Origin of the sequence: Streptomyces sp. NPDC086835 (assembly GCF_044745705.1) — a bacterium.
GTDB lineage: Bacteria > Actinomycetota > Actinomycetes > Streptomycetales > Streptomycetaceae > Streptomyces.
Genome location: NZ_JBIVAU010000006.1, coordinates 134,262 through 157,662, shown reverse-complemented (window position 1 = coordinate 157,662; position 23,401 = coordinate 134,262). Strand labels below are relative to the sequence as shown.

Below are 23,401 nucleotides of genomic sequence, written 5' to 3'. Positions count from 1 at the left end.
AGCGCACGCCCGGAAATGTGACACGGACCGGCACCGGATCCAGCCACAGGAGCACCGTTCAGGAACACCGGCACGCGGGCAGGCGTTGGCTGTCAGGACGGAGCGGCTGGTCGCCGACCGGGTCAGGGCGGTCCCACAGCCCGCCCCGACCGGGTCAGGGCGGTCCCGCAGACCGCTCCTTTCCGCCTTGAAATGCACATAATGGAATGACCCCGAGCATCAGGAGGTGCCGTGTCCGGCGCTGGTTCCCCCCACTCGCTGAGGTCCCGGCTGCGCTCACTGAGGCCTGCCGCCTTCGGGGCCGACCCGGCCGGCGAGCGCCTGGCGCGCATCCGCAGCTCGCCCAACTTCGCCGACGGCGTCTTCCAGAACCCCGAAGGGACGCGCACGAGACCGTCCAGCGGTTCCATGGTGGAGTTCGCCAGGACGTACTTCGCCAAGGAGGCGAGGACACGCCGCGTTCCGGCCCGCCCGGTGCCGCTGCACACCACCACCGCCACCGACCTCACCAGGCCGGCCGCCTCCGGGCTCCGGCTCACCTGGATGGGGCATTCCAGCGTTCTCGCCGAGATCGACGGCCGCCGGGTGCTCTTCGACCCGGTCTGGGGAGAGCGGTGTTCCCCCTTCACCTTCGCCGGGCCCAAGCGCCTGCACCCGGTGCCCGCGCCGCTCGCCGCTCTCGGCAGCCTCGACGTCGTCGTGATCTCCCACGACCACTACGACCACCTCGACCTGCCCACGGTTCGCGCCCTTGCCTCCACCGAAACTCTCTTCGCCGTGCCGCTCGGCGTCGGCGCCCACCTCGAACGCTGGGGCGTGTCCCCGGACCGCCTGCGCGAGCTCGACTGGAACGAGACCACGGAGATCGGCGGCATCCGGCTGACCGCGACCCCCGCACGCCACTTCTGCGGCCGCGGACTGCGCAATCAGCAGCACACCCTGTGGGCGTCCTGGGCCGTCGCCGGCCCCGAACACCGGATCTACCACAGCGGCGACACCGGGTACTTCACCGGCTTCCGGGACATCGGCGCCGAGCACGGGCCGTTCGACGCGACGATGATCCAGATCGGCGCCTACTCCGAGTACTGGCCCGACATCCACATGACCCCGGCCGAAGGCATGCGCGCCCACCTCGACCTGCAGGGCGGCACACCGGCCGGTGTGATGCTGCCGATCCACTGGGGCACGTTCAACCTGGCGCCGCACCCGTGGGCGGAGCCCGGTGAGGGCACGGTCGCGGCCGCGGCGAAGGCGGGAGCGCGTATCGCGCTGCCGCGACCCGGGGAGCCGTTCGAACCTACGGCCGAGAACGTGCCGTCCGTGCCGTGGTGGCGCGGTGTGTCCACCGTGCCGGTGGAAGGCTGGTCGGCGGTCACGGCGACCGTGGAGGCGACGGCGGCGAAGCCGGCGCGTGACGCGGCGCCGGAGTCGGGCGCAGCGGAGACGGCGCCGACGGCTTGAGTGGCGCGGGGCGCGGGGCAGCGCCTGCGGCGGGCGTGTCCCCTCCCCGCCCCTGCCCGTAGCCGGGGGTTCTACGCCTGGCGGCGTGGGGGACCCCCACCGGACCCCCGCGCCTCAAACGCCGGCGGGGCTGACTTTGTCAGCGCCGCCGGCGTTCCCGCGCGAAGCGGTCGGGGCCCGGGGCTTGCCCGCCACGCGGCGGAGCCGCACATCGGTACAGCGGGAAGGGGCGGGGAGGGGAACGGCCCCGCGCAGCGGCCACGCCCCCACGCCCCCGCCTACATTCGCTCTGTCGTGCGAGCCCTCATACCAGAGCGCGACCCATAGCGGGCAACTTTCGCAACAGCTCGGTCCACCCCCGTCCCCGGCGACTACCGTGTGTGGCCGGTGATCGACGGTGGGCTCTCATTCGCGTGCCCGGGTTCCGCCGTGGAGTCATGCCGATCAATCGCAGTACGCCGATCCCTGGGGCCCCACGTACCGAGGACGCTGATGTCTCAACTACGCGCACCAGCCGCGCGGTCCGACCGCCGAGAGGGCGGGCGTCACGGCCGGCCAGGTGCCCGCTCACTGTCGTCCGCGGGCCGGACGTCCTCCGGCAGGGCGTCTTCCGGCAGGACACCCTCCGGCAGGACCGCCACCGCGCCGCCGGAAGCCCGCATACGACCCCAACTACTGCGCGCGGCCGTCCTGCCGACCGTGGTCGCCGCCCTCAGCGGTGCGACGGCGGTGGTCATGACGCTGCGCGCCGCCACTCCCGGACCTTCCGCCGCCCTGTGGGTCGCGCTGAGCGCCATGGCCGCGCTCGCCGTGGCCGCAGTGGCGGTCGCCGCACGCGGCGCCGACCGGGCGGCCACGTCCGTGCTCGACCGGTGTTCCGAGCTTCGGCGCACCAACGCCCGGGCCCAGGACGAACTGCGCACAGTCGTCGACAGACTCAGGCGCGGCGAGGGTCCGCCGCCCCGCCGTACGCCCGAGCAAGGACCCTCGGGCGGGGACGAGTTCGACCTGCTCGCCCACGATCTGGTGCGCTCGCACGACGCCGCGCTGGCGGCCGTGGTGCAGGCGTCCCGGCTCTCCAGCAGCGTGGGCAACGAACAGAAGGTCGAGGTCTTCGTCAATCTGGCCCGCAGGCTGCAGTCCCTGGTGCACCGTGAGATCCAGCTGCTCGACGAGCTGGAGAACGAGGTCGAGGACCCGGAGCTGCTCAAGGGCCTCTTCCACGTCGACCATCTGGCCACCCGCATCCGCCGGCACGCGGAGAACCTCGCCGTCCTCGGAGGCGCCATCTCGCGGCGGCAGTGGTCCCACCCGGTCACCATGACGGAGGTGCTCAGGTCCGCCATCGCCGAGGTGGAGCAGTACCCGAGGGTGAAGCTGGTGCCGCCCATCGCCGGCACACTGCGCGGCCACGCGGTCGCCGACGTGATCCATCTGCTGGCCGAACTGGTCGAGAACGCCACGCTCTTCTCCGCGCCGCACACCCAGGTCCTGCTGCGCGCCCAGCACGTCACGGCCGGGCTCGCCGTGGAGATCGAGGACCGCGGGCTCGGTATGCCGCTCCAGGAGCAGGGCAAGATGAACGCCCTGCTCGCCGACCCCGACCAGGTCAACGTCGCCAATCTGCTCCAGGACGGCAGGATCGGCCTGTTCGTCGTGTCCGCGCTGGCCCGCCGCCACGGCATCGCCGTGCGGCTCCAGACGAACATCTACGGCGGCGTGCAGGCCGTACTCGTACTGCCGCAGAGCCTGCTCGGAGCCGACCACGACGGCGGGGCCGAGCACGGGACGGCCGCCGCGCCCACGCCCGCCCCGCACATGAACGGGCCCCGCGTCGCGGCCATGTCGCCGCCGTCGCTGCCACAGTCGGCCCTGTCCGCGCAGACCAGGCCGGTGCCGGCACAACGGGAGCCGGCCACCGCCGTCATGGCGGACGCGCCCCTGCCCGTGCGGGGGGAGCGCGGCGAACGGCCCGTGCCGGGCGCCGGGCACTTCGGCAACGGCCACCACGCGACCCCGCCCGGCCCCGTCGCCGGACCGGGCCCCGACGTGGCGGAGCCGCCCGACCGACCGGTGGTCCGCGGCACGATGGGCCGCCCCCAGCTGCCCAAGCGCCGCATCCAGGAGCACCTCGTCCCGCAGTTGCGGGACGCCCCCGCGCCACGCAGGGACGACGAAGAGGCCCTGCACGACCCGGGTCTGATGGCAGCTTTCCAGCGGGGCATCGGCCTCGCGGAGATCGAGCCGGAACGGGCGGCACCGCTGTCCGGACAGTCGGACCCCCAGCGTGACGAACCCACCATCAAGGAGTAGATGCACCATGGCGAGCGATGTGCCGACCGGCCATGTCTCGGACCTCGACTGGTTGTTGAGCGGTCTGGTCCAGCGTGTGCCGTACACCCGTAACGCGGTACTGCTCTCCTCCGACGGCCTCGTGAAATCGGTGCACGGTCTGGACAACGACAGCGCCGACCACATGGCGGCCCTGGCCTCCGGCCTGTACTCGCTGGGCCGCAGCGCCGGAGCGCGTTTCGGCGACGGTGGCGAGGTACGCCAGGTCGTGGTCGAGCTGGACTCCACACTGCTGTTCGTCTCCACCGCGGGATCCGGCACCTGTCTCGCCGTCCTCGCGGGACGGGAGGCCGACGCCGCCGTACTCGGCTACGAGATGGCGATGCTGGTCAAGAGCGTGCGGCCCTATCTGGTCACGCCCGTCAGACAGTCCGCCGGGACACCGAGCGCCGCGAGGCAGTGATCATGCCCTCACCCATGGACGGGCCGCTTGTCGACGACGCGGCGGGCCGGCTGATCCGTCCGTACACGGTGAGCGGCGGACGCACCCGTCCGACGGCCGCGCTGGACCTGCTCTCCATGGTGATGGCCACGGGCGCCGCGCCGCAGGCGCATCTCGGTCCCGAGCACACCACGGCGCTCGGCCTGTGCCATGGTCCGACGTCGGTCGCCGAGATCTCCGCCCACTTACGGCTGCCGGCCGTCGTCACCAAGGTGCTGCTGTCCGACCTGGTGGACTGCGGCGCCGTCACGGCCCGGGCGCCGCGCAGCCATGACACACCCACCGACCGTTCACTGCTGGAGGCGGTGCTCGATGGCCTACGACGACGGCTCTGACACCCGCGTCGCCGAGAGCGGCGACCAGTTCCCCACCGCGCTCAAGATTCTCGTCGCGGGCGGGTTCGGGGTGGGCAAGACGACCTTCGTCGGAGCGGTCAGCGAGATCGAACCGCTCAGTACGGAGGAGCTGCTCACCCAGGTCAGTGCGGCGACCGACAGTCTGGAGGGCATCGAGTCCAAGACGACCACCACGGTCGCCATGGACTTCGGCCGGATGACCCTTGACGAGCACCATGTGCTCTACCTCTTCGGTACACCGGGCCAGGAGCGCTTCTGGTTCATGTGGGACGAACTGTCGGAGGGCGCACTCGGCGCCGTCGTGCTCGCCGACACCCGCAGACTCGAGGACTCGTTCTCCGCCGTCGACTTCTTCGAGCGGCGCGGTATCGGATTCGTCGTGGCCGTCAACGAGTTCGACGGTGCCTACCGCTACGACCCGCAGGAGGTGCGGGCCGCGATCGACCTGAACCCGGAGGTACCGGTCGTGCTGTGCGATGCGCGGATCGCCAGTTCGGGCATCGGGACGCTGGTGACCCTCGTCCAGCACCTGCTCACCACAACCGCCGCCGTGCCGGGCCCGGCACCGAGCTATGGAGCACCGACATGACGTACGACCCCACCGGCCATCTGCTGTTGACCCCGGTAGACCGCGAGGCACCCGTACGGGTGCGGCGGTTGCGCCAGCTCGGGTTCGGGGAGCGCCCGGACGCGGCGTTCGACGACTTCGCCCGCAGGCTCGCCGAGGTGACCGGAGCTCCGTACTCCATGGTCAACTTCATCGACGAGCACCGTCAGTTCTTCGCCGGGCTGCACACCCCGTCGGGCACCCACAGCGGCGGCGAGCCGGGTCCCGCGGCGGGCGGTGCGGAGGTGAGCCGGTTCATGGCGCGCGACCACGGCTACTGCCCCCATGTGGTCGTGCGCCGCAAGGCGCTCGTGCTGGAGGACGTCTGCGACTACCCGCGCTTCGCCGGGAACCCGGTCGTCGACGAGATCGGCATCCGCTCGTACCTGGGTGCGCCGCTGATCGACCGTACGGGCATCGCGCTGGGCACCATCTGCGTGGTCGACACCGAGCCGAGGCCCTGGGGCCGGGCAGGTCTGGAGACCATCAAGTCACTCGCGGCGGATCTCGTCGAGCAGATCCACAGCCGGGAGGACGGCGGTATCTGAGGCGACGCCCACGGGGCGCGGCAAGCGCCCTGGGACGTCACCCGCAATCCGACCGCGGGAACCCGCGGTCACCCCGTCGGAGCCATCCGGACCTCTTCGGACAGCCGCTGCGACCACTGCCCCTTCGACGTGCCAAGGGCGACTTCCGCCAGCCGCAGGAGCTGGATGTCCGAGGTGCCGGCCGGGGCGAACATGTGGTGGGCGTCGCGCAGATAGCGCTCGATGGGCCGGTCGGTGAACAGGCCAGCGGCGGCGTGGACCTCCATGGCGTTGCGGGCCGAGTCGATCGCCGCCTCGACGTTCACCAGCTTGGCGTTCATGAGCTCCGCGTCGCACGGGATCCCCTCGTCCAGGAGATGGACGGAGTGATAGGCGGCGAGCCGGGCGGTCATCAGCCGGGACTGCATCGTGCCCAGCTTCAGCTTGACGGTCGGCAGTTCGTGCAGGGGTTTGCCGTAGCGGTACCGCTGCTCGCAGAAACGGGTGGTCTCCTCGAGGATCGCCCGGTGGATGCCCAGGGATACGGCGGTGAGGTTGGCCCGGCCGTAGAGGACGCTGGAGGAGTAGGCCACGGCGAGGCCGTCGCCCTCATCGCCGAGCCGATTGGCCGCCGGTACGCGGCAGTTGTCGAAGTGCAGCTCGCCGAAACTGAAACCGTGCAGCCCCATCGTCGGCTGTTCCGCACCGACCCGGAAGCCGGGGCGGTCGGACTCGACGAGGAAGGCGGTCAGCCCCTTGGAGCCCGGGCCGGTCCGTGCCACCACACCGTGGAGATCTCCGACGTGGCTGTTGCCGACGTACACCTTTCGGCCATTGATGAGGTAATCGTCGCCGTCCCGTACGGCGGTGGCGGTCATGCCCAGCACATGACCGCCCGACTCGGGCTCCGTGACGGCGATCGTGGGCAGGCACTCGCCGGCGGCGATGAGGGGAAGCCAGGTCTTCTTCTGCTCGTCGCTGCCGAAATGGACGATCTTGGCAGCGCCCAACTGCGAGGCCTGCACCATCGCGCCCATCGCGCCGCTGACCCGGGAGAGCTCCTCGATGATGATCGTCTTGGCGAGGTGGCCCAGCCCCATCCCGCCGTGGTCGCTGCCGATGGTGGCGCCGAGCCAGCCCTGCCGCGCGATGAGGTGGGACAGTGCCCGGTGGGCCGACCGGGCGGACTCCATGGCCGGGATCCTCGGCCGCACCTCCCTCTCGGCGAAGTCCCTCACGGCCGACCGTAGTCGGTGATGCGGCCGGCCGGTGAAGTATCCGTCCATCACGAGCTCCCCTCCGCGAAACGCCTGCTCGCGTCGTTGTTCGAGCAGGTGGTGCATCGGCAGTGCTGCCGCCCCTGGGCCCACGACATCAGACGCTTCACCGTTCGATGGGGGACAAGGTTCAATCCAACTTTGGCCGGAACAGGGGCCTTTGAGGTTTGATTGATGACGTGCTTTACGTGGTAGACCTCCCCACCCGGCCGATTCTTCCGTACGGCATTCCCCGGATGTGCGGCCCTGCCACATGACGGTGCCAACGGGTTCACCGGCGTATGGCTCTGCCGGTGGTCAGCGCTCCGGCGCGCCCAGGTGCCGGTCGGTGCATCCGGAGTTCAAGGGGCTCACGGTCAGTTGCTGCGCGCCCCCGACGGGAAGGGCGACCGGTGCCGTGGGTGGTGGCGGTGGAGGAGCGACACTGGCCCGCAGGACCACCTCACCGCCCACCCGCAGCACCCGTGACCGAGGGCCCCGGGGCTCGCGCAGGGCGAGCGCCATGACCTCCTCTCCCATGGCGGTGAGCGGCAGGGCGACCGTGGTCAGCGGTGGTGAGAGCTCCCGTACGAGGGGGATGTCGTCGAATCCCGCGAGCGAGATGTCCTCCGGTACGCGCACCCCCTGCTCCCGGAAGGCGGCGAGCGCGCCGACCGCCATCACGTCGGTCACCGCGAACACGCAGGTGGGCCGGTTGCCGCGGGCGAGCAGGGTGCGCGCGGCCGCATAGCCGCCCTCGCGGGTGAACGGGCCCCGCACGATGCGTTCCGGCGGCAGTTCGACGCCGCCCCGGGCCAGCTCCTCCTGGAAGCCGGCGAGCCGGTCGGCGACGGTGGTCAGCGACGGCGGGCCGCTGAGCACCGCGAACTCCCGGTGTCCGAGGTCGAGCAGGGCCCGGGCCAGCGCCGCGGCCCCGCCGTGGTTCTCCGGCAGTACGGCGTCGGCCCGCAGGCTGCGGTGGCGGCTGACGACCGCGACGCGACCGCCGGCCCGTACGTACGGATCGAGCTCCGCGGCGAGCGCCCGCTCCCACGAGCGGTCCTGGAAGCCGGAGCCGATCAGCAGGATGGCCCGGGCCCGCTGGGCGCGCAGCGTGGACACGTAGGCGATCTCGCGGGCCGGTTCGCGGAAGGTGCTGGCGAGCATCACCAGGAGGTCCTTCGCCGCGGCGGCGCGCATCACCCCGGCGGCGATGGCGGCGAAGTAGGGATCGCCGACGTCGTGGCAGATCAGGCCCACCGTGTTGCTCGACGCGCTGGCGAGCGCCTGGGCATGCGCGTTGGGGATGTAGCCCAGCTGGTCTGCGGCGGCGCGCACCCGGGTGCGCAGATCCTCCCGTACCCGGGTGGTGCCGTTCAGGGCTCGTGACGCGGTTGCGAGGGACACTCCCGCCCGGCGGGCGACAGCGTCCAGCGTCACATGAGCCTGTGTTTCCCGTTCACTCACTTGACCCCCCGAAACTTCGGGACGACCTATTGACCGTGCGGACGAGCAGTCATTAGCGTGGCGACACCTTACCAGAAAGCGCTTTCTGAAAGCGTTTTCCCCGCATCGATTCAGCCGCTCCGGAACGCACCAGGAGTTGACCGTGAGTCAGAGCGCCATCAAGGCAGCACCCGTGAAGGTGGCGGGAGTCGACCGGCGTGAGAGGCCGAGCCCGGGGGAGCGGGCATCCCGCCTGCTCGAACAGAGCTGGCGCCCGGTCGCCCTGCTCCTCGCCTGCTTCGCCGGCTGGTGGGTGATCGCCGCCGCCGAACTGGTCGAGCCCTACCTCGTTCCGTCGCCCGGCGCGACGCTGGACGTGCTGACGGGCAAGGCTGACTACATCTGGCAGCACAGCTGGGTGACCACCTACGAGACGCTCCTCGGCTTCCTGATCGCGGTGGTCGTCGGGGTCTTCGCCGCCGTGATCATGGTGTACTCGGCCACCGTCGAGAAGACCCTGTACCCGATCCTGCTGTTCGCACAGGTCGTTCCGAAGATCGCCATCGCGCCCCTGTTCGTGGTGTGGCTCGGCTTCGGCATCGCACCCAAGATCCTCATCGCCGTCCTGATCGCCTTCTTCCCCGTCGTCATCTCCATGGTGACCGGGCTCAAGGCCGTCGACCCGGAGATGCTCCAGCTCTCCTCGACCATGGGGGCGAGCCCTTGGCAGACCTTCGTGAAGATCAGGATGCCCGCGTCCCTGCCGCACCTGTTCTCCGGCCTCAAGGTCGCGGTGACCCTCGCCGTGACCGGCGCGGTCGTCGGTGAGTTCGTCGGCGCCAACGAGGGGCTCGGCTACGTGATCCTCCAGGCCAACGGAAACCTCGACACTCCCATGCTGTTCGCCGGCCTCCTCGTGATGTCCCTGATCGGCGTCGTCCTCTTCGTCCTCGTCGAGATCGCCGAGAAGCTGCTGCTCCCGTGGCACGCGAGCCGCCGGGAGACCGGCGTCACCACCACCTACTGACCGACCCCCGGGCACCGTTCCAAGTCGACGAGAAGGACAGCAATGACTGCGCGCAGACTGCTTCTGACCGGCCTCGTACCGCTGCTCCTGGCCGCCACCGCCTGCGGCGGGGACGACTCCGGCACATCCACCAGCTCCTCGGGGAAGAAGCTGGAGAAGGTGACGCTGACCCTCAACTGGTACCCGTACGGAGAACACGCGCCGTTCTACTACGGCAAGCAGCAGAAGATCTTCGAGAAGCACGGCATCGACCTCGACATACGGGCCGGCCAGGGTTCCCAGAAGACCGTGCAGGCGACCGGCGCGGGCCAGACCGACTTCGGCTGGGCCGACACACCCGCCGTGCTGTCCGGTGTCGACGCCGGCGTCAAGGTCAAGAGCCTCGGCGTCTTCCTGCAGACCACTCCGTCCTCGGTGCAGTTCTTCGAGTCGCAGAACATCAAGAGCCCAGCCGACCTCAAGGGCAGGACCATCGCGGGCACCGCCGGTGACGCCCTCTCCAAGACGTTCCCGATCTTCCTGAAGAAGAACGGCCTCAGCGAGTCCGACGTCAAGGTCCAGAACACCGACCCGGCCGGCAAGATCGCCGCGGTGATCTCCGGCAAGACCGACGGCCTGCTCGGATACGCCAGCGACCAGGGCCCCACCATGCAGAACAAGGCCAAGAAGCCCGTCTCCTACCTCCGGTTCTCCGAGAACGGCCTGAACTTCTACTCCAACGGCCTCATCGCCGGCCAGAAGGTCCTCACCGGAAAGAAGGACCTCGCGCAGCGCATGGCGAAGGCCGTCAGTGAATCCTTCGCGGCGGCCGAGAAGGCCCCCGAGCCGGCCGTCGCCTCGATGGACGGCGCCAGCGAGCAGCTGCCGCCGAAGGAGGTGCTGGCCGAGCAGTTCGCCACCACGCTCACCCTGCTGCACACCGATGCCACCAAGGGCCGGGCCCCCGGTGTGAACGTCGAGGCCGACTGGCAGCAGACCATCGACGTCTTCGCCGAGGCCGGACTGGTCAGCAGCCCCAAGGCCGTCGAGGAGTACTGGGACAGCGCGACCGCGATGAAGGGATGACGATGCCCAGGAACACCACCGTGCGGGAGCCGGACGTGACGAACGACAGACAGGGCGGCCCGTCCGCCACCACACCGGCGGTCGGCATCAAGGACGTCGCGGTCCGCTTCCGTACCAAGAACCGCGACGTGACCGCGCTGACCGACGTCGATCTCGAGGTCCGGGCAGGGGAGTTCGTCGCCATCGTCGGGCCCTCGGGCTGCGGCAAGTCGACCCTGCTCAAACTGGTCGCCGGGCTGCTGAGGCCCTCCACGGGCGATGTGCTCCTCGGCGGCGAGCGGGTGCAGGGGCCGCGCCACGACATCGGATACGTGTTCCAGCGCGCCGCCCTGCTCGAGTGGCGCTCGGCGCGCCGCAACATCCTCCTCCAGGCGGAGATGCGGAAGATGCCGGCGGAGTTCGGGCGCAGGCGCGCCGACGAACTGATCGCGATGACGGGGCTGAGCGGCTTCGAGGACGCCCTGCCGCACGAGCTCTCGGGCGGCATGCAGCAGCGCGTCGCGCTGTGCCGCGCCCTGCTGCACGAACCGCCCGTGCTGCTCATGGACGAGCCGTTCGGCGCGCTCGACGCGCTGACCCGTGAGCAGATGAACACCGAACTCAACCGGATCTGGCGGGAGACCGGCACCACGGTGCTGCTGGTGACCCACTCGATCTCCGAGGCCTGCTACCTCGCCGACCGGGTGGTCGTGATGAGCGCAAGGCCCGGCACCATCACCGAGATCATCGACGTGGGACTGCCCGCGGAACGGGACTACACCGAGACGATGGGACGGCCCGAGTTCCGGGAGGCCACCACCCACATCCGCGGCCTGCTCGGCGCGGCCTCCGCGCAGGACTGAGCACGAAAAAGGAGCCCCGCACCACCCACGGGGGGTGGTGCGGGGCTCCTTCTTCGTGTGCGCTCAGTACCTGAGGTTCGCCAGGTGGGTGTAGCTGTTCTGCGCGGTGGCGAACGGGTCGGCCGGCGCGTCGTGCTCGACCAGCCACTGCTTCACACCACCGCTGCGCGCGGTGTCGAACATCGCGGCGAAGTCCAGGACTCCGGAGCCGACGTCGGCGAACCCGCCGCTCGGCGCCATGTCCTTGACGTGCAGCGCCGGGAAGCGCCGGCGGTGCTCCACGAACAGGTCCTGCGGATCGCTGCCGCCGCCCTTGGCCGCCCAGTAGACGTCCAGCTCGAAGCCCACGAGCTCGGGGTCGGTCTCCCGCAGCAGGATGTCGTACAGGTTCTCGCCGTCCACCACCTGGTGGTCGGCGCCGTGGTTGTGGAACAGCACCGGGCCGAGACCCGCGTTGCGGGCGGCGAGGCCCGCCTTGTTGAACTCCCGGGCCGCCTCACGGAATCCGGCCGGGGTGTGCATCGCTCCTGGCAGGCTCGGCACGACGATCCATCGTGCGCCGAGGGTGTGGGTGTCCTCGATGGCCCGCGGCAGTCCGCTGCCGCGCACGATGTCGTAACCCACGTGCTCGAGGACCGCCCGCAGACCCGTCTCGTCGAGCATGGAGCGGATCGCGGCCGCGCTGTTTCCGTGCCGGCCGCTCACACCGACCGTCGCGTATCCGATCTGCGCCAGCCGGGCGAGGGTCCCTTTGAAGTCCGCCGCGAGAGGAGTGCGCATGGTGTAGAGGTGCATGCCGATCCCGGAAGGCGGGATGCGGCGGAAGCGCTGCGCCGTCTCGGGGGCCGTCCCTTCCGCCGCGGCCGCGTACGGGAGCGGGCCCGCCGCGGTGGCCGCCGCGGCGGCGGCGGCGACGCCGAGTGCCCTGCCGAGGAATGCGCGTCTGGTGCCGTTCATTCGGATGTCCCTTCTCAACTGACGTCGATGCGGACGAAGCCGCCGGTCGTGTCGCCCTTGTCGTCGGTGACGGTGAGATGCGCGGTGTAGGCGCCGGGGCGGGCGTAGGAGTGCGTCGCCGTCGGGGTCTCCTCACCCGCGGGCCGGGTGTTGTCGCCGAAGTCCCAGTGGTAGGAGGCGGCGGTGCGGCCCTCCGGCAGCTTCACCTTGCCGGTCAGCCGCACGGTGAGCGGCGCGCTGCCGGTGGCAGGAGCGGCAGCGACCGTGACGTCCGCTCCCTGACGCTTCTCCACACCGTGACCGTTGAAGTGCAGCCAGTCGACGGCGAACAGGTCCGGCTTGTCGGCACTCCAGTCCGGGTTGGTGAAGACGGCGTACAGCTTCATCGTTCCGCCGGGATCCGTCAGCGGCGTCGTGGGGGAGACGATGTTGCCCCAGCCGCCCGTGGCCGGGACGGTCACCTTGCCGAGCAGTTCACCGGTCGGTGACCCGGCGCGGAACTCGATACTTCCGCCGATGCCGCCGGAGGCAGCGCCCACGGTCACGGAGTCGATGCCCTTCAGGCTGACGGGGTCGAAGCTGATCCAGTCGCCGTGCTCGATCTCGGTGAGCCGCTTCCCGCCGGAGGCGTCGGCGCGGCTGCCCACGACGGCTCCGTGCTGCGCCCCGCCGGTCGACGTCATGTGCTCGGCCTCGCGGAACGCGGTGCGCAGGGTCAGCGAGGCGGAGCCGGTGAGGGCGGGCACGCCCGGTGCTCCCTTGTCCTCGTACTGGGCGGTGATGCCGTAATAGAGGTTCTGGCCGGGTCCGTGGCTGTCACCGGCGTCGGTCGTGATCTCGCCGGCGCATCCCGTGTAGTTGTCCAGCGGGTGGAGATGGGAGTCGTGGCCGAGCTGCGACTGGACCACCACACGTGAGCAGTCGATCCCTTGTCCGTCCTCCTTGTCCTTGACCTTCACGGTGAAGGGGATGGTGTCGCCGAAGCCGAACATCCCGCCGTCCGGCGGCTGCTGGATGGTGACCTGCGGCCGGGTGTTGCCCACGGTGATGTCCTGGACGGCCAGCCCGGTGAGGCCTCCGGGGCCGGTGACGGTGAGCCGTGCGGTGAAGCGGCCCTTGTCCTGGTACACGTGGCTCGGGTTCGCCTCCGTCGAGTCGGTCGTGCCGTTCCCGTCGAAGTCCCAGGCGTAGCTGACCGGTTCGTCGTCGGGCAGCCCCGAGCCCTCGCTGGAGAACGCGACGGTCAGCGGCACGGAACCGCTGTCCGGCGTGGCCGTGGCCTTGGCGTCGGGCAGCCGGTTGTCGCCGACGTGGTCGATGCGGTAGATCCCGGAGCCCTCGTTGCTGCCGCCGCGCCCTGTGCCGCTGCCGAGCCCGAAGTCGATGACGTACAGCGCGCCGTCCGGGCCGAAGTCGGCGTCGAAGGGCTGGTTCCACGTCATGTCGCCGAAGACGGGGTTGATCGAGTGCAGGTCACCCGCCTTGACCGGGGCGAAGCGCGGGTCGGTGAACGTCTGGTCGTGCTGCTGGATGGAGAAGGTCTTGAACCACTTACGGGTCAGTTCGTAGTTGAACCACTTGCCGTCGAAGGCCGCGGGGAACTTGCCCTGGTAGGTGTTGGCCTCGTCGTGGTCGTAGACCGGTCCGCTCATCGGGCCACCGCCGCCGCTGCCGAGTTCGGGGAACTGGGCGGAGGCCGAGTACGCGTACCAGACGGTGGCCGGCTCTGCCGGCGGCAGGTCGGTGAGGCCGGTGTTGTTCGGCGAGTCGTTGACCAGGTTCGCGCAGTCGAACTTCGGGCCGGAGGTCCGGGTCGCGAAGTCGTAGTCGTTGAACGGGGTGTTGTTGCCCACGCAGTACGGCCAGCCGAAGTTGCCCGCCTCGGTGATGCGCATGTATTCGACGGTGCCCTCGGGGCCTCGGTCCGGGTCGGCGGCGCGGGCGTCCGGGCCGTAGTCGGCGACCATCAGCGCGCCACTGTCCGGGTCGGTGGTGATCCGGAACGGGTTGCGCATGCCCATCGCGTAGATCTCGGCCCGCGTCTTCTCCGTGCCGGGGGCGAACAGGTTGCCCTCGGGCACCGCGTACGTGCCGTCGTCCTTGGGCGTGATGCGCAGGATCTTGCCGCGCAGGTCGTTGGTGTTGCCGGAGGTGCCCTGGGCGTCCCAGGCGCGGCGACCCTCACGCTCGTCGATCGGTGTGAAGCCGTCGGACGCGAACGGGTCGGTGTTGTCGCCGGTGGCGATGTAGAGGTCGCCGTGCTTGTCGAACGCGATCGACCCCGCCATGTGCGAGTTGGCCCGTCCTTCGCCCCGCAGGGTCGGGACGGTCAGCAGCCGCTTCTCGGATGCCGGGTCGATGGTGCTGCCGGTGACGGTGAAGCGGGAGAGGTTCAGCCGTTTCTCGGTCTTGTCGGAGTTCAGCAGGTAGAGCCAGTTGTTCTCTGCGAAGTCCGGGTCCAGGGCGAGCCCCAGCAGTCCGTCGGACTGGCTGGTCATCTCGGGGGTGTACTCGAAGTCGAGCGCGGTGGTGACCTTCAGCGTCGACTGGTCGATCACCTTCACCTTGCCGGTGCGCTCGATGAAGAAGACCCGGCGGTCGGGCGCCACCGCCAGCTCGAACGGGTCGGCGAGGTCGCTGGTGGCGAGCGGCGTCCGCTGGAAGGCGCCCGTCTTCGTCGCGGTGCAGTCCCCGGGCCTGTTGCCCGCGGCCCACTGGATGCCGCCGAGCAGGTGCTTCAGGAAGTCCGGCTCCTGGAAGGCGGACTTGGCGTGGCCGCCCGCGGTGAACCAGGAGCGTCCGCCGTCGTAGTTCTGGCACCACGACCACGGGTGGTCGACGCCCTCGTCGAGGCCGGTGATCGAGTCACGCACCTTGATCTGGGCGAGCGTGTGGACCTTTCCGGTCGGGTTGGTGCGCCAGTTGTACCACTCCTCCGTGCGCTCCCAGAGCTCGGGAAGGCCCTCGGTGGAGGGGTGCGACCGGTCCAGCACCTTGATCCGGCCGGTCTGTACGGCGGGGTGCTTGTCGAAGATGGCACCCACCAGGCCCTCGTACCAGCCCCAGTCGCGTTCGCTCGCGGAGGCGGCGTGCAGACCGACCCATCCGCCGCCGCCCCGGACGAACTTCTGGAGCGCGGCGCGCTGGGCCGCGTCCAGCAGATCGCCGCTCTCCGGTGTCGAGTTGGTGTTGTTGAAGACGATCGCCTGGAAGCGGGCGAGGTTCTCGTCGGTGAAGGCAGCGGCGTCCTCGGTGGCTTCGACCTCGAAGCCGTTCTCACTGCCGAGCTTCTTGATCGCCTCGATGCCCGCGGGGATCGAGTCGTGGCTGAAGTTCGTGACCTTGGAGAAGACGAGCACGCGATAAGGCGCCGCCTCGGCGCGGGGCGACAGGGTCACCCCGAGTCCGAGAAGCAGCGCCAGCAGTGCGGTGATGACGGCGACGGGTGAAAACGCGGTGCGACGGGCTCTCGGCCGTCCGGACTGTCGCGGCCGTTCCGGCCGCCTCGGGTGTCCGGACGGTTCTTGTCGAAGACTTCTCATGGCGCTCCCGGTGCTGGTAGGGCTGCGGGTTAGAAAGCGCTTTCTGAGTACGCCGGACAGCGTAGGTTCAGCCGTCGTGAGGGGTCAATGGGTCGGAAGCGTGCAGTGTGGCGCGGCAGTTGGGCCGCTGTCGGTGGCAGCGCTTACGGTGGGTGCCATGGCCACAGCCGACGACGTACGCAGGATCGCGCTCGCGCTCCCGGGAGCGATCGAGAAGCTCGCCTGGGGCATGCCCACCTTCCGGCTCGAGCCCCGAGGCCGGATCTTCGCGTCGCTGGCCGACGACGACCGGGTCATGGGCGTGAAGTGCCCGAAGGAGGATCGCGCCGAGCTGATCGCCGCAGAGCCCGCCAAGTTCTTCCTGCGCGAGGGCCACGACGACCACTACGCCTGGTTGCGGGTGCGGCTCGAAGCCCTGGAGGACGAGGACGAGCTGTACGCGATCCTGCTCGACTCATGGCGCCAGGCGGCCCCGCGCAAACTGCTCGACGCCCATCCGGAGCTGGCGCCGCCGCGGCCCTGACGGGGGAGCCCGGCGGTCGGGCCGGATGGCCGCGCGTCCGGTGCCCCGGTCGGGTGAGCGGGCGCCCCGGGCAACCGCTTCTCCGCGGCGACGGGGTACGGATGGCCCGCCGTTCCACGACGCCGGGAGGACCCCGCCCATGCCCGCCATCAAGAGCGCCGGGAGCGCGCTGGCCGCGACGGTCTGCGCAGCGCTGCTCCTCATCGGCTGCACCGACGCAGCCCCCGCACCGTCCGCCGGTGCGAAGGGTCGCGCGGCTCAGGCCACACCCCGGCCCCAGGCCGTGCCGGTCCGTCAGATCCCCGGCCTGGGCCCCGACTTCCGCTCACGGATCCCCGGCGGTACCCGCCAGGCGCTGGTCGTGACCGGCCGGACGGCCGACACGAACACTTCGCAGGGCGTGCTCTACGAGCGTGACGCCCGGGGTTCCTGGCGACCCGTCGCCGGACCGTGGCCCGCGCACAACGCCCTGCGCGGCTGGACGAACGACCACCACGCGGGCGATCTGCGCACTCCGATCGGGGTCTTCGGCCTCGGCGACGCCGGCGGGCGTTCCCCCGACCCCGGCACCCGGCTGCCGTACGACCAGGACGAGGAGTTCGCCGCCCCCGGGACCGGTTTCCTCGGTGAGCCCCTCGAAGGCTCCTTCGACTACGTGATCGCCATCGACTACAACCGCGTCCCCGGGACCAGTCCGCTGAACAAGGAGCGGCCGCTCGGTCTGGAGAAGGGCAGCGGCGTCTGGATCCACGTGGACCACGAGGGCCCGACCCAGGCGTGCATCTCCTTCCAGGAGGACCACATGCGCCGACTGCTGCGCGCCCTGGACCCGGCCAAGCAGCCGGTGATCGTCATGGGGCCCGCTCCTCAGCTCCGGCGGTGAGCGCCCCGGGCCCCCTGCCCGGCGAACGCCGAGATGCGGGCCCGCAGGGACACCGGGTCCAGGCCGTGCGCGGCGAGATGCTCGTCGATCGTGCCGTACCGGCGCAGCTCGCGGCGTGCCACACCGAGGCCCAGCACCCGGTGCGGCACGTCCGCCAGGGCGTCGTTCGCGGCGGTGGTCGAGGTGCCCTCGAGATACGGCTCGACGATCACCACGTCGCCCCGGCCGCCCGCTGCCGCCCGGACCGCCTCCTGGTCGAAGGGGCGTACGGTCGTCGCGTAGAGCACGCTCACGTCGAGCCCTTCGGTCGCCGCGAGGACGTTGTCCAGCATCGGACCGACCGCGACCACCGCGGGGCCGCGGCCCTCGCGGAGGGTGAGGAACCGGTCACCGGTGACCGGCCGGGCCTCGGTATTGCTCTGCTGCGACAGGCGCACGTACACCCGGCCGTCGCCGGTGACCGCGTGCCGCAGCAGCGCCTCGGCCTCGTCCGGGTGACCCGGCACATGGACCGTCCACCCGTCGAGGGTGTCCAGCAGGGCGACGTCCCCCGGTGACATATGGGTGAAGCCCCCGGCCGGCCAGTCGTACGAGGCGCCGGCGCTCACCAGCACCCCGCCGGTGTTCTGATGACCGAAGTCGAGCTTCACCTGTTCGAAGGGCCGCTCGACGAGAAAGCTCGCGAAGGTGTGCATGATCGGCCGCATCCCGCTGAGGGCGATGCCGCCACCGGCGCCGATCAGCAGCTGCTCGCGGATGCCCACGTTGATCACCCGGTCCGGGTGGCGGCGCTGTGCCTGCTCGAAGCCGGCGGCGCTGATCTCGGCGAGGACGAGAGCCGTCCGCGGCTCCTCGTCCAGGAGGCGGGAGGTGGTGGCGATGAAACGGTCACGCATCGTGTCCATGGTGGAGAAGTCCCCTCTCGGTGATGACGGTGCGCTCAGGCGTTCTTGGGCTCGACGCGGGCGACGACCGCCCGTGGCCGTCCCGGGTGCGGCGCCGTGAACGCGGCGTACAGTGCCTCGTGGTCCCTGCCGTCGACGGTCTGCGCCGACCAGCCGGCCGCCTCGAAACGGGAGGCGATGCCGCCGGGCCAGCCGTGGGTCGCGGACGCGTTGTCCACGACGAGCGTGTGCAGCTGCTCGAGACCTGCCGGACCGGCGTAGGCGATGGCCTCGTGGTTGCTGCCCTCGTCCAGCTCGGCGTCACCGATGAGGACCCAGACCCGGGGGTCGGCCAGCCCCTGGGCCCGCAGCCCGAGGGTCGTGCCCACGGCCAGCGGCAGACCGTGACCGAGGGATCCGCTGCCGATCTCGACCCCGGGTACGAGGACCCGGTCCGGGTGGTGACCGAGCGGGGAGTCGTACGAGCCGAAGCCCGCCAGCCACTCCTCGGGGAAGAACCCCTTGGCGGCGAGTACGGCGTAGTACGCCATCGGGCCGTGCCCCTTGGACAGCAGGAAGCGGTCACGCTCCGGAGCCTCGGCGGTCGCCGGGGTCACGCGCAGTACACGGTCGTACAGCACCCAGAGCGCGTCGAGCGTGGAGGTGGCGGCAGGGCCGTGCTTCTCGTCGCCGGTCATCAGGGCCATCAGCCGGCCGAGATCACGGAAGCCGGGCGACGAGCCGGGCCGGGAGCCGGTGGTCAGGGATGCGCCGGGCAGCTCGCCGGACACGTCGGATTGCGCATCGGCGGATACGGAGGAGAGAGCCGTGTTCGTCATGGCACCCACCGTGCAATCTCAAGTCCACTTGAGGTCAAGCGCGCCGAACGTGGAATACGGGTTCGTGACCAGCGCCCTGAGTGCGGTATTGTTCTCATGCGCGTTCGGCCAGGGGAAACCCCAGGTCAGGCGGGCATCGGGACGTGGCGCAGCTTGGTAGCGCACTTGACTGGGGGTCAAGGGGTCGCAGGTTCAAATCCTGTCGTCCCGACTCGAAAGAGTCGCAGATCAGGGGCCGGTTCAGAGCAATCTGAGCCGGCCCCTTGATCGTTTTGGGGCCAGACGGCGGTCAGCAGAAGAACCGCACTCTAGGAGAGGCCACTGCCGTCGGCGGGCAGGACCTGTTCGGCCCAGATGACCTTGCCCTCCGGTGTGTACCTGGTGCCCCAGACCTCACTGAGCTGCGCCACCAGGAACAGTCCGCGGCCTCCCTCGTCCATGGTGGCGGCGTACCGCAGGTGCGGGGCGGTACTGCTGGCGTCCCACACCTCGCAGGTCAGGGTGCGATCGCGCACCAGGCGGACGCGAACCGGCGCGGCGCCGTACCGTATGGCGTTGGTGAGGAGCTCACTGAGGATCAGTTCCGTGGTGAAGGCGAGTTCCTCCAGGCCCCACTCCTCGAGTTGCTTGGCCGTGAGGCTGCGCACGGCACCGACCTCGCTCGGGTCGAACGGCACGTCCCACTGTGCGACCCGGCCGGCTCCCAGGGTCCGGGTCCGGGCGATGAGGAGCGCGATGTCGTCGGACGGGCAGCTGGGGAGCAGGGCATCGAGTACGGCGCGGCGGCTGGCGTGCGGGTCCCGGTCGGGGTGGCTCAGCGCGGTGCGCAGCTTTTCCAGGCCCTCTGCGATGTCCCGGCTCCGCTCCTCGACCAGCCCATCGGTGTACAGGACGAGCTGACTGCCTTCCGCCAGGCGCACTTCCATGGTCTCGAACGGCATGCCGCCCAGCCCCAGCGGGGGTCCGGCCGGCAGTTCCGAGATCGTCGTCGAGCCGTCCGGGGCGACCACGAGCGGCGGCATGTGTCCTGCTCGTGCCATGGTGCAGTTCTGGGAGATCGGGTCGTAGACGGCGTACAGGCAGGTCGCGCCCAGGACGCCGCCGTTCGGGGCGGCGCTGTCGCCTTCCTGGTCCATACGCTGGACGAGGGTGTCGAGGCGGGCGAGGAGTTCGTCGGGCGGCAGGTCCAAGGAGGAGAAGTTGTGCACGGCCGTGCGCAGCCGCCCCATGGTGGCCGCGGCGTGCAGGCCGTGCCCGACGACGTCCCCGACGACGAGCGCGACGCGGCTGCCCGGCAGTGGGATCACGTCGAACCAGTCCCCGCCCACTCCGGATTGCGCGGGCTGGTAGAAGTGCGCGACGTCCACGGCACTCTGTTCGGGCAGATCCTGCGGCAGCAGGCTGCGCTGGAGCGTCACGGCGAGATTGTGTTCGCGGGTGTAGCGGCGGGCGTTGTCCATGGTGACAGCCGCGCGGGCGACGAGCTCCTCGGCCAGGGACAGGTCGTCCTCGTCGAACGGTTCCGGCTTCTGTGACCGCCAGAAGTTGACCACTCCGAGCACGACGCCCCTGGCCTTCAGTGGAGCCGCGATGAGCGAGTGGATCCCGTAGCCGACGATCGCCGATGTCCGCGACGGGTCCTGGGCGTGCCAGCCCGGCGCGTCATGGAGATCGGGCACGAGTTCGGCTGCGCCCGTGCCGTATCCGCGGGCCTGCGGCGTGGACGGCAGGAAGTCGATCAGACTGCCGAGCGGGTACAGCGGGTGATCGGAGCGGATGCCGCTGACCGCTGTGCGCCGCATGTCGGCGCCCGGGCCGGGCTCGTCGCCCTTCAGCACCGGGTCAGCCAGGTCGACCGTGACGAAGTCCGCCAACTGGGGAACGGCGACGTCGGCCAGTTCCTCCGCGGTGCGCACCACATCGAGCGTGGTGCCGACCTCACCCCCGGCGTCGTAGAGCAGCTTGAGCCGCCTGCGGGCCGTCTCCGCCCGGCTGCTCAGGAGCTGCATCTCGGTGGAGTCGCGGATGGTGACCGCCGAGCCCTGCGGGCGGCCCTGGGGGCGGGTGGGCCGCTGATTGACCACGAGCAGCCGGTCCCCGGCCTCCAGCACCTCGTCGGTGGCCACCCGGCCGGACAGCAGCAGTTCCGCCATCCGGTGATCCATGCCGACCTTGTCGACGGGGCGGCCTTCGGCGTCGTCCGGCAGGCCGAGCAGCCGTCCGGCCTCGTCGTTCGCCAGGAGCAGCCGTCCTTCGTCGTCGGTGATCAGCACCCCTTCGCGGACGGAGTGGAGCACTGCGTCGTGGTGCTCGTACATGCGGGTCATCTCATGCGTGCCGAGGCCGTGGGTCTGGCGACGCAGCCTCCGGCTGATCAGTGCCGTGCCAACGGTGGCCAGAGCCAGACCGCCGGTGATGGCCAGGAGGATGACAGGAAGTTGGCGGTCGGCGATGCCGGTCACGCTCTCCACCGTCAGACCTGCCGAGACCAGGGCGACGACATCGCCCTCGGGCGAGGTGACCGGCACGATGGCCTGGATCTCCTTGCCGAGCGGCCCCTGCACACTCTCGGTGTGCACCTGGCCGGAGAGCGAGGGCTCGATCGTGCCGACGAACCGCTCGCCGATGCGGTCCGGCTGAGGGTGGCTGTAGCGGATGCCGCGGGTGTCCATCACCACGATGAAGTCCACCCCTGCGGCCCTGCGCGTCTCCTCGGCGAGGGGCTGCAGGACCGCGGACGGGTCCGGCGATCTCAGCGCTTCCTGCAGGCCCAGGGATCTCGCGAAGGTCTGCGCCACGGAAACCGACCGGTTGCGGGCTTCACGGTCGATGTCGTACCGCGACTGCAGCACCAGGGACAGCAGGGCACCGGCCGCGAGCAGCACCACGATCGCCACCTGAAGGACGAAAACCTGTCCGGCGACGCTTCCGAATCTTCTGCCTAGGTTCGACCGCACCCGAACGCCGGGCACGAGAGAGGAGACGGGCTCACAACCCCAGTTGTAACACCTCCCCGCGGCCACGCTCCCAGCCTTCACGCTGTGCATCGGCGCAATCACGAAGGCCCCGTCCCTACGGGTCGCGGAGAGGGCGTTGATCCATGATCTCGGAGACGAGGATGTCCAGGTGGAGCCGCTCGCTCTTCCGGCCGGGCGGGACGACGCCTTCGGTCCGGGGCAGGAAGGCGGTGACGTTCAGCCCGAACGCGGTCCCTGCTCGCGGTAGGTGAGCAGGCGGGAACAGCGAGCACCGAACCGGTGACGGGGGCGTCCAAGCAATCAGAGCGACGGTTCAGATCCTGTCGTCCCGGTGTGCGGAAACGCAGGTCGGAGGCCGTGTCGGAGTGTTCGACACGGCTTCCCGCCCTGTTGGGGGCAGGCGGGACACCCCGCCCCCTCGTGCGGGGCCGGTACTGGGCACGTGCCGCGACGAGCCGCCGCGACGGGCTTCCCACCGACGGCCGCGCGGCTCGTCCGGCCGTCAGGGACGGCTCGTGAGGTAGCCGCCCATCGAGGTGAAGTAGTCGGTCGCGGCCATCTCGTCGCCGTCCTCCGTCCGTACCCGGGTGATCGCCAGACCGTGGTTGCGGCCGGTGCGGGCGTCGGCCCCGGCGACGATCACCACGCCGCCCGACTCCCGGTAGAAGATGCGACCGGGGGTGCCGCCGTAGCGGCCCTGGGACACGACCGCGGCCAGGATCTCCAGGCGCTTGCCCTTGTGGAAGGTGAAGGCGCTCGGGTACGGCGCGGACTGGGCGCGGACCAGCCGCTCGAGATCCTCCGCGGGCCAGTTCCAGTCGATGCGGATGTCCTCGGCGGACCGCTTGTGGAAGAAGCTCGCCTGCGACCGGTCCTGCTTGGTGAAGTCGGTGCGCCCGGAGGCGATGAGGGCGAGCGCCTCGGTGGTGACCGGGGCGATGAGGTCGACGGTCCGGTGGAACAGGTCGGTGGCGGTGTCCGTCGGCCCGACCGGCACGGCGTGCTGGACGACGATGTCGCCGGCGTCGAGCTCGTCGTCCATCATGTGCGCGGTGACGCCCACTTCGGGTTCGCCGTTGATGAGTGCCCAGATCAGCGGGGAGAAGCCGGCGTACTTCGGCAGCAGCGAGTCATGGACGTTGAGGGTGCCGTGACGGGGCAGGCCGAAGATGCGCGGCGGGATCCAGGTCCGCCAGTTGTTCGCGACGATGATGTCCGGGTCGGCCTCTTTGAGCCGCATGAACAGCTCTTCGTCGTCGGGCCTGTTGCGGATCAGCACCGGCACGCCGTGCTCCTGCGCGAGGTCGGCGACCGAGTCGCTCCAGATCTTCTCGTACGCGTGCTCGCTCTTGGGATGCGTCACGACCAGCACCACGTCGTGTTCGGAATCCAGGAGCGCTTGCAGGGTGCGCCG

The 23,401-nt window shown here is 70.4% G+C and carries 20 protein-coding genes and 1 tRNA gene; 12 read left to right on the top strand and 9 right to left on the bottom strand.

Annotation, left to right across the window (positions count from 1 at the left end):
- The first annotated feature begins 231 nt into the window (after positions 1–231).
- Positions 232–1,461 (top strand): MBL fold metallo-hydrolase, encoded by a 1,230-nt coding sequence (locus tag ACIPJI_RS20775; RefSeq protein WP_402247893.1) that lies wholly within the window; start codon positions 232–234, stop codon positions 1,459–1,461.
- 545 nt (positions 1,462–2,006) lie between these two features.
- On the opposite strand, the gene ACIPJI_RS20770 is transcribed toward ACIPJI_RS20775, so the two are convergent.
- Positions 2,007–2,198 carry a hypothetical protein gene (locus ACIPJI_RS20770; RefSeq protein WP_402247891.1) on the bottom strand — a complete coding sequence of 64 codons (192 nt, stop codon included), beginning with the start codon at positions 2,196–2,198 and terminating at the stop codon, positions 2,007–2,009.
- Between ACIPJI_RS20770 and ACIPJI_RS20765 the strand changes: the two genes are divergently transcribed.
- Genes ACIPJI_RS20765 through ACIPJI_RS20745 form a run of 5 tightly spaced genes read left to right on the top strand, consistent with a single transcriptional unit; the run spans position 2,197 to position 5,766 of the window.
- On the top strand, positions 2,197–3,774 hold the full coding sequence (locus tag ACIPJI_RS20765) for a sensor histidine kinase (RefSeq protein ID WP_402247890.1): 1,578 nt from the start codon (positions 2,197–2,199) through the stop codon (positions 3,772–3,774). The two genes, ACIPJI_RS20770 and ACIPJI_RS20765, sit on opposite strands and share 2 nt — an antisense overlap.
- Before the next feature lie 7 nt (positions 3,775–3,781).
- The gene (locus tag ACIPJI_RS20760; protein ID WP_356624806.1) at positions 3,782–4,216 is read left to right on the top strand and encodes a roadblock/LC7 domain-containing protein; all 435 of its coding nucleotides are present in this window, start codon (positions 3,782–3,784) and stop codon (positions 4,214–4,216) included.
- Positions 4,217–4,218: 2 nt separating this feature from the next.
- Positions 4,219–4,590 carry a DUF742 domain-containing protein gene (locus ACIPJI_RS20755; protein WP_356624805.1) on the top strand — a complete coding sequence of 124 codons (372 nt, stop codon included), beginning with the start codon at positions 4,219–4,221 and terminating at the stop codon, positions 4,588–4,590.
- Positions 4,568–5,200 (top strand): ATP/GTP-binding protein, encoded by a 633-nt coding sequence (locus tag ACIPJI_RS20750; RefSeq protein ID WP_356624803.1) that lies wholly within the window; start codon positions 4,568–4,570, stop codon positions 5,198–5,200. The genes ACIPJI_RS20755 and ACIPJI_RS20750 overlap by 23 nt, the downstream gene beginning before the upstream one ends.
- Positions 5,197–5,766: a GAF domain-containing protein gene (locus ACIPJI_RS20745; RefSeq protein WP_402247887.1), complete on the top strand. Its 570-nt coding sequence runs from the start codon at positions 5,197–5,199 to the stop codon at positions 5,764–5,766. Before ACIPJI_RS20750 ends, ACIPJI_RS20745 begins: the two co-directional genes overlap by 4 nt.
- 68 nt (positions 5,767–5,834) lie before the next feature.
- Here the strand turns inward: ACIPJI_RS20745 and ACIPJI_RS20740 are convergent, their stop codons facing one another.
- Together ACIPJI_RS20740 and ACIPJI_RS20735 are read right to left on the bottom strand one after the other, a co-directional pair.
- Entirely contained in the window at positions 5,835–7,031 is a 1,197-nt protein-coding gene (locus tag ACIPJI_RS20740) for an acyl-CoA dehydrogenase family protein (protein WP_402247885.1), read from the bottom strand.
- Positions 7,032–7,319: 288 nt separating this feature from the next.
- Complete coding sequence (locus tag ACIPJI_RS20735; RefSeq protein WP_402247884.1) at positions 7,320–8,441, bottom strand: LacI family DNA-binding transcriptional regulator; 1,122 nt, start codon at positions 8,439–8,441, stop codon at positions 7,320–7,322.
- Between the two features lie 169 nt (positions 8,442–8,610).
- On the opposite strand from ACIPJI_RS20735, the gene ACIPJI_RS20730 reads away from it, so the two are divergent.
- The 3 genes from ACIPJI_RS20730 to ACIPJI_RS20720 are packed head-to-tail and all read left to right on the top strand — an operon-like array spanning position 8,611 to position 11,381.
- Entirely contained in the window at positions 8,611–9,474 is an 864-nt protein-coding gene (locus ACIPJI_RS20730; RefSeq protein WP_307709631.1) for an ABC transporter permease, read from the top strand.
- Positions 9,475–9,516: 42 nt separating this feature from the next.
- The gene (locus ACIPJI_RS20725) at positions 9,517–10,539 is read left to right on the top strand and encodes an ABC transporter substrate-binding protein (RefSeq protein WP_402247882.1); all 1,023 of its coding nucleotides are present in this window, start codon (positions 9,517–9,519) and stop codon (positions 10,537–10,539) included.
- Positions 10,536–11,381 carry an ABC transporter ATP-binding protein gene (locus ACIPJI_RS20720; protein WP_373465366.1) on the top strand — a complete coding sequence of 282 codons (846 nt, stop codon included), beginning with the start codon at positions 10,536–10,538 and terminating at the stop codon, positions 11,379–11,381. Before ACIPJI_RS20725 ends, ACIPJI_RS20720 begins: the two co-directional genes overlap by 4 nt.
- 63 nt (positions 11,382–11,444) lie before the next feature.
- Here ACIPJI_RS20720 and ACIPJI_RS20715 read toward each other — a convergent pair whose 3' ends face one another.
- Together ACIPJI_RS20715 and ACIPJI_RS20710 are read right to left on the bottom strand one after the other, a co-directional pair.
- Positions 11,445–12,338: a sugar phosphate isomerase/epimerase family protein gene (locus ACIPJI_RS20715; protein WP_402247878.1), complete on the bottom strand. Its 894-nt coding sequence runs from the start codon at positions 12,336–12,338 to the stop codon at positions 11,445–11,447.
- A gap of 14 nt (positions 12,339–12,352) precedes the next feature.
- Positions 12,353–15,880, bottom strand: a complete 3,528-nt coding sequence (locus ACIPJI_RS20710; RefSeq protein WP_402247876.1) for a ThuA domain-containing protein — start codon at positions 15,878–15,880, stop codon at positions 12,353–12,355.
- A 157-nt stretch (positions 15,881–16,037) separates the two neighbouring features.
- On the opposite strand from ACIPJI_RS20710, the gene ACIPJI_RS20705 reads away from it, so the two are divergent.
- On the top strand, positions 16,038–16,403 hold the full coding sequence (locus ACIPJI_RS20705; RefSeq protein ID WP_307709636.1) for an MmcQ/YjbR family DNA-binding protein: 366 nt from the start codon (positions 16,038–16,040) through the stop codon (positions 16,401–16,403).
- A 139-nt stretch (positions 16,404–16,542) separates the two neighbouring features.
- Positions 16,543–17,286, top strand: a complete 744-nt coding sequence (locus ACIPJI_RS20700; RefSeq protein WP_402247874.1) for a hypothetical protein — start codon at positions 16,543–16,545, stop codon at positions 17,284–17,286.
- On the opposite strand, the gene ACIPJI_RS20695 is transcribed toward ACIPJI_RS20700, so the two are convergent.
- Positions 17,271–18,191 (bottom strand): transketolase family protein, encoded by a 921-nt coding sequence (locus ACIPJI_RS20695; protein WP_307710570.1) that lies wholly within the window; start codon positions 18,189–18,191, stop codon positions 17,271–17,273. The two genes, ACIPJI_RS20700 and ACIPJI_RS20695, sit on opposite strands and share 16 nt — an antisense overlap.
- 35 nt (positions 18,192–18,226) lie before the next feature.
- Positions 18,227–18,877 (bottom strand): transketolase, encoded by a 651-nt coding sequence (locus tag ACIPJI_RS20690; RefSeq protein WP_356624810.1) that lies wholly within the window; start codon positions 18,875–18,877, stop codon positions 18,227–18,229.
- A gap of 269 nt (positions 18,878–19,146) precedes the next feature.
- Between ACIPJI_RS20690 and ACIPJI_RS20685 the strand changes: the two genes are divergently transcribed.
- Positions 19,147–19,220 (top strand) — tRNA-Pro (locus ACIPJI_RS20685).
- 97 nt (positions 19,221–19,317) lie between these two features.
- Here ACIPJI_RS20685 and ACIPJI_RS20680 read toward each other — a convergent pair.
- Together ACIPJI_RS20680 and ACIPJI_RS20675 are read right to left on the bottom strand one after the other, a co-directional pair.
- Positions 19,318–21,906: a SpoIIE family protein phosphatase gene (locus ACIPJI_RS20680; RefSeq protein WP_402247872.1), complete on the bottom strand. Its 2,589-nt coding sequence runs from the start codon at positions 21,904–21,906 to the stop codon at positions 19,318–19,320.
- Positions 21,907–22,489: 583 nt separating this feature from the next.
- Positions 22,490–23,392, bottom strand: coding sequence for a methionyl-tRNA formyltransferase (locus ACIPJI_RS20675; protein WP_402248236.1), 903 nt, complete (start codon positions 23,390–23,392; stop codon positions 22,490–22,492).
- Positions 23,393–23,401 lie beyond the last annotated feature (9 nt).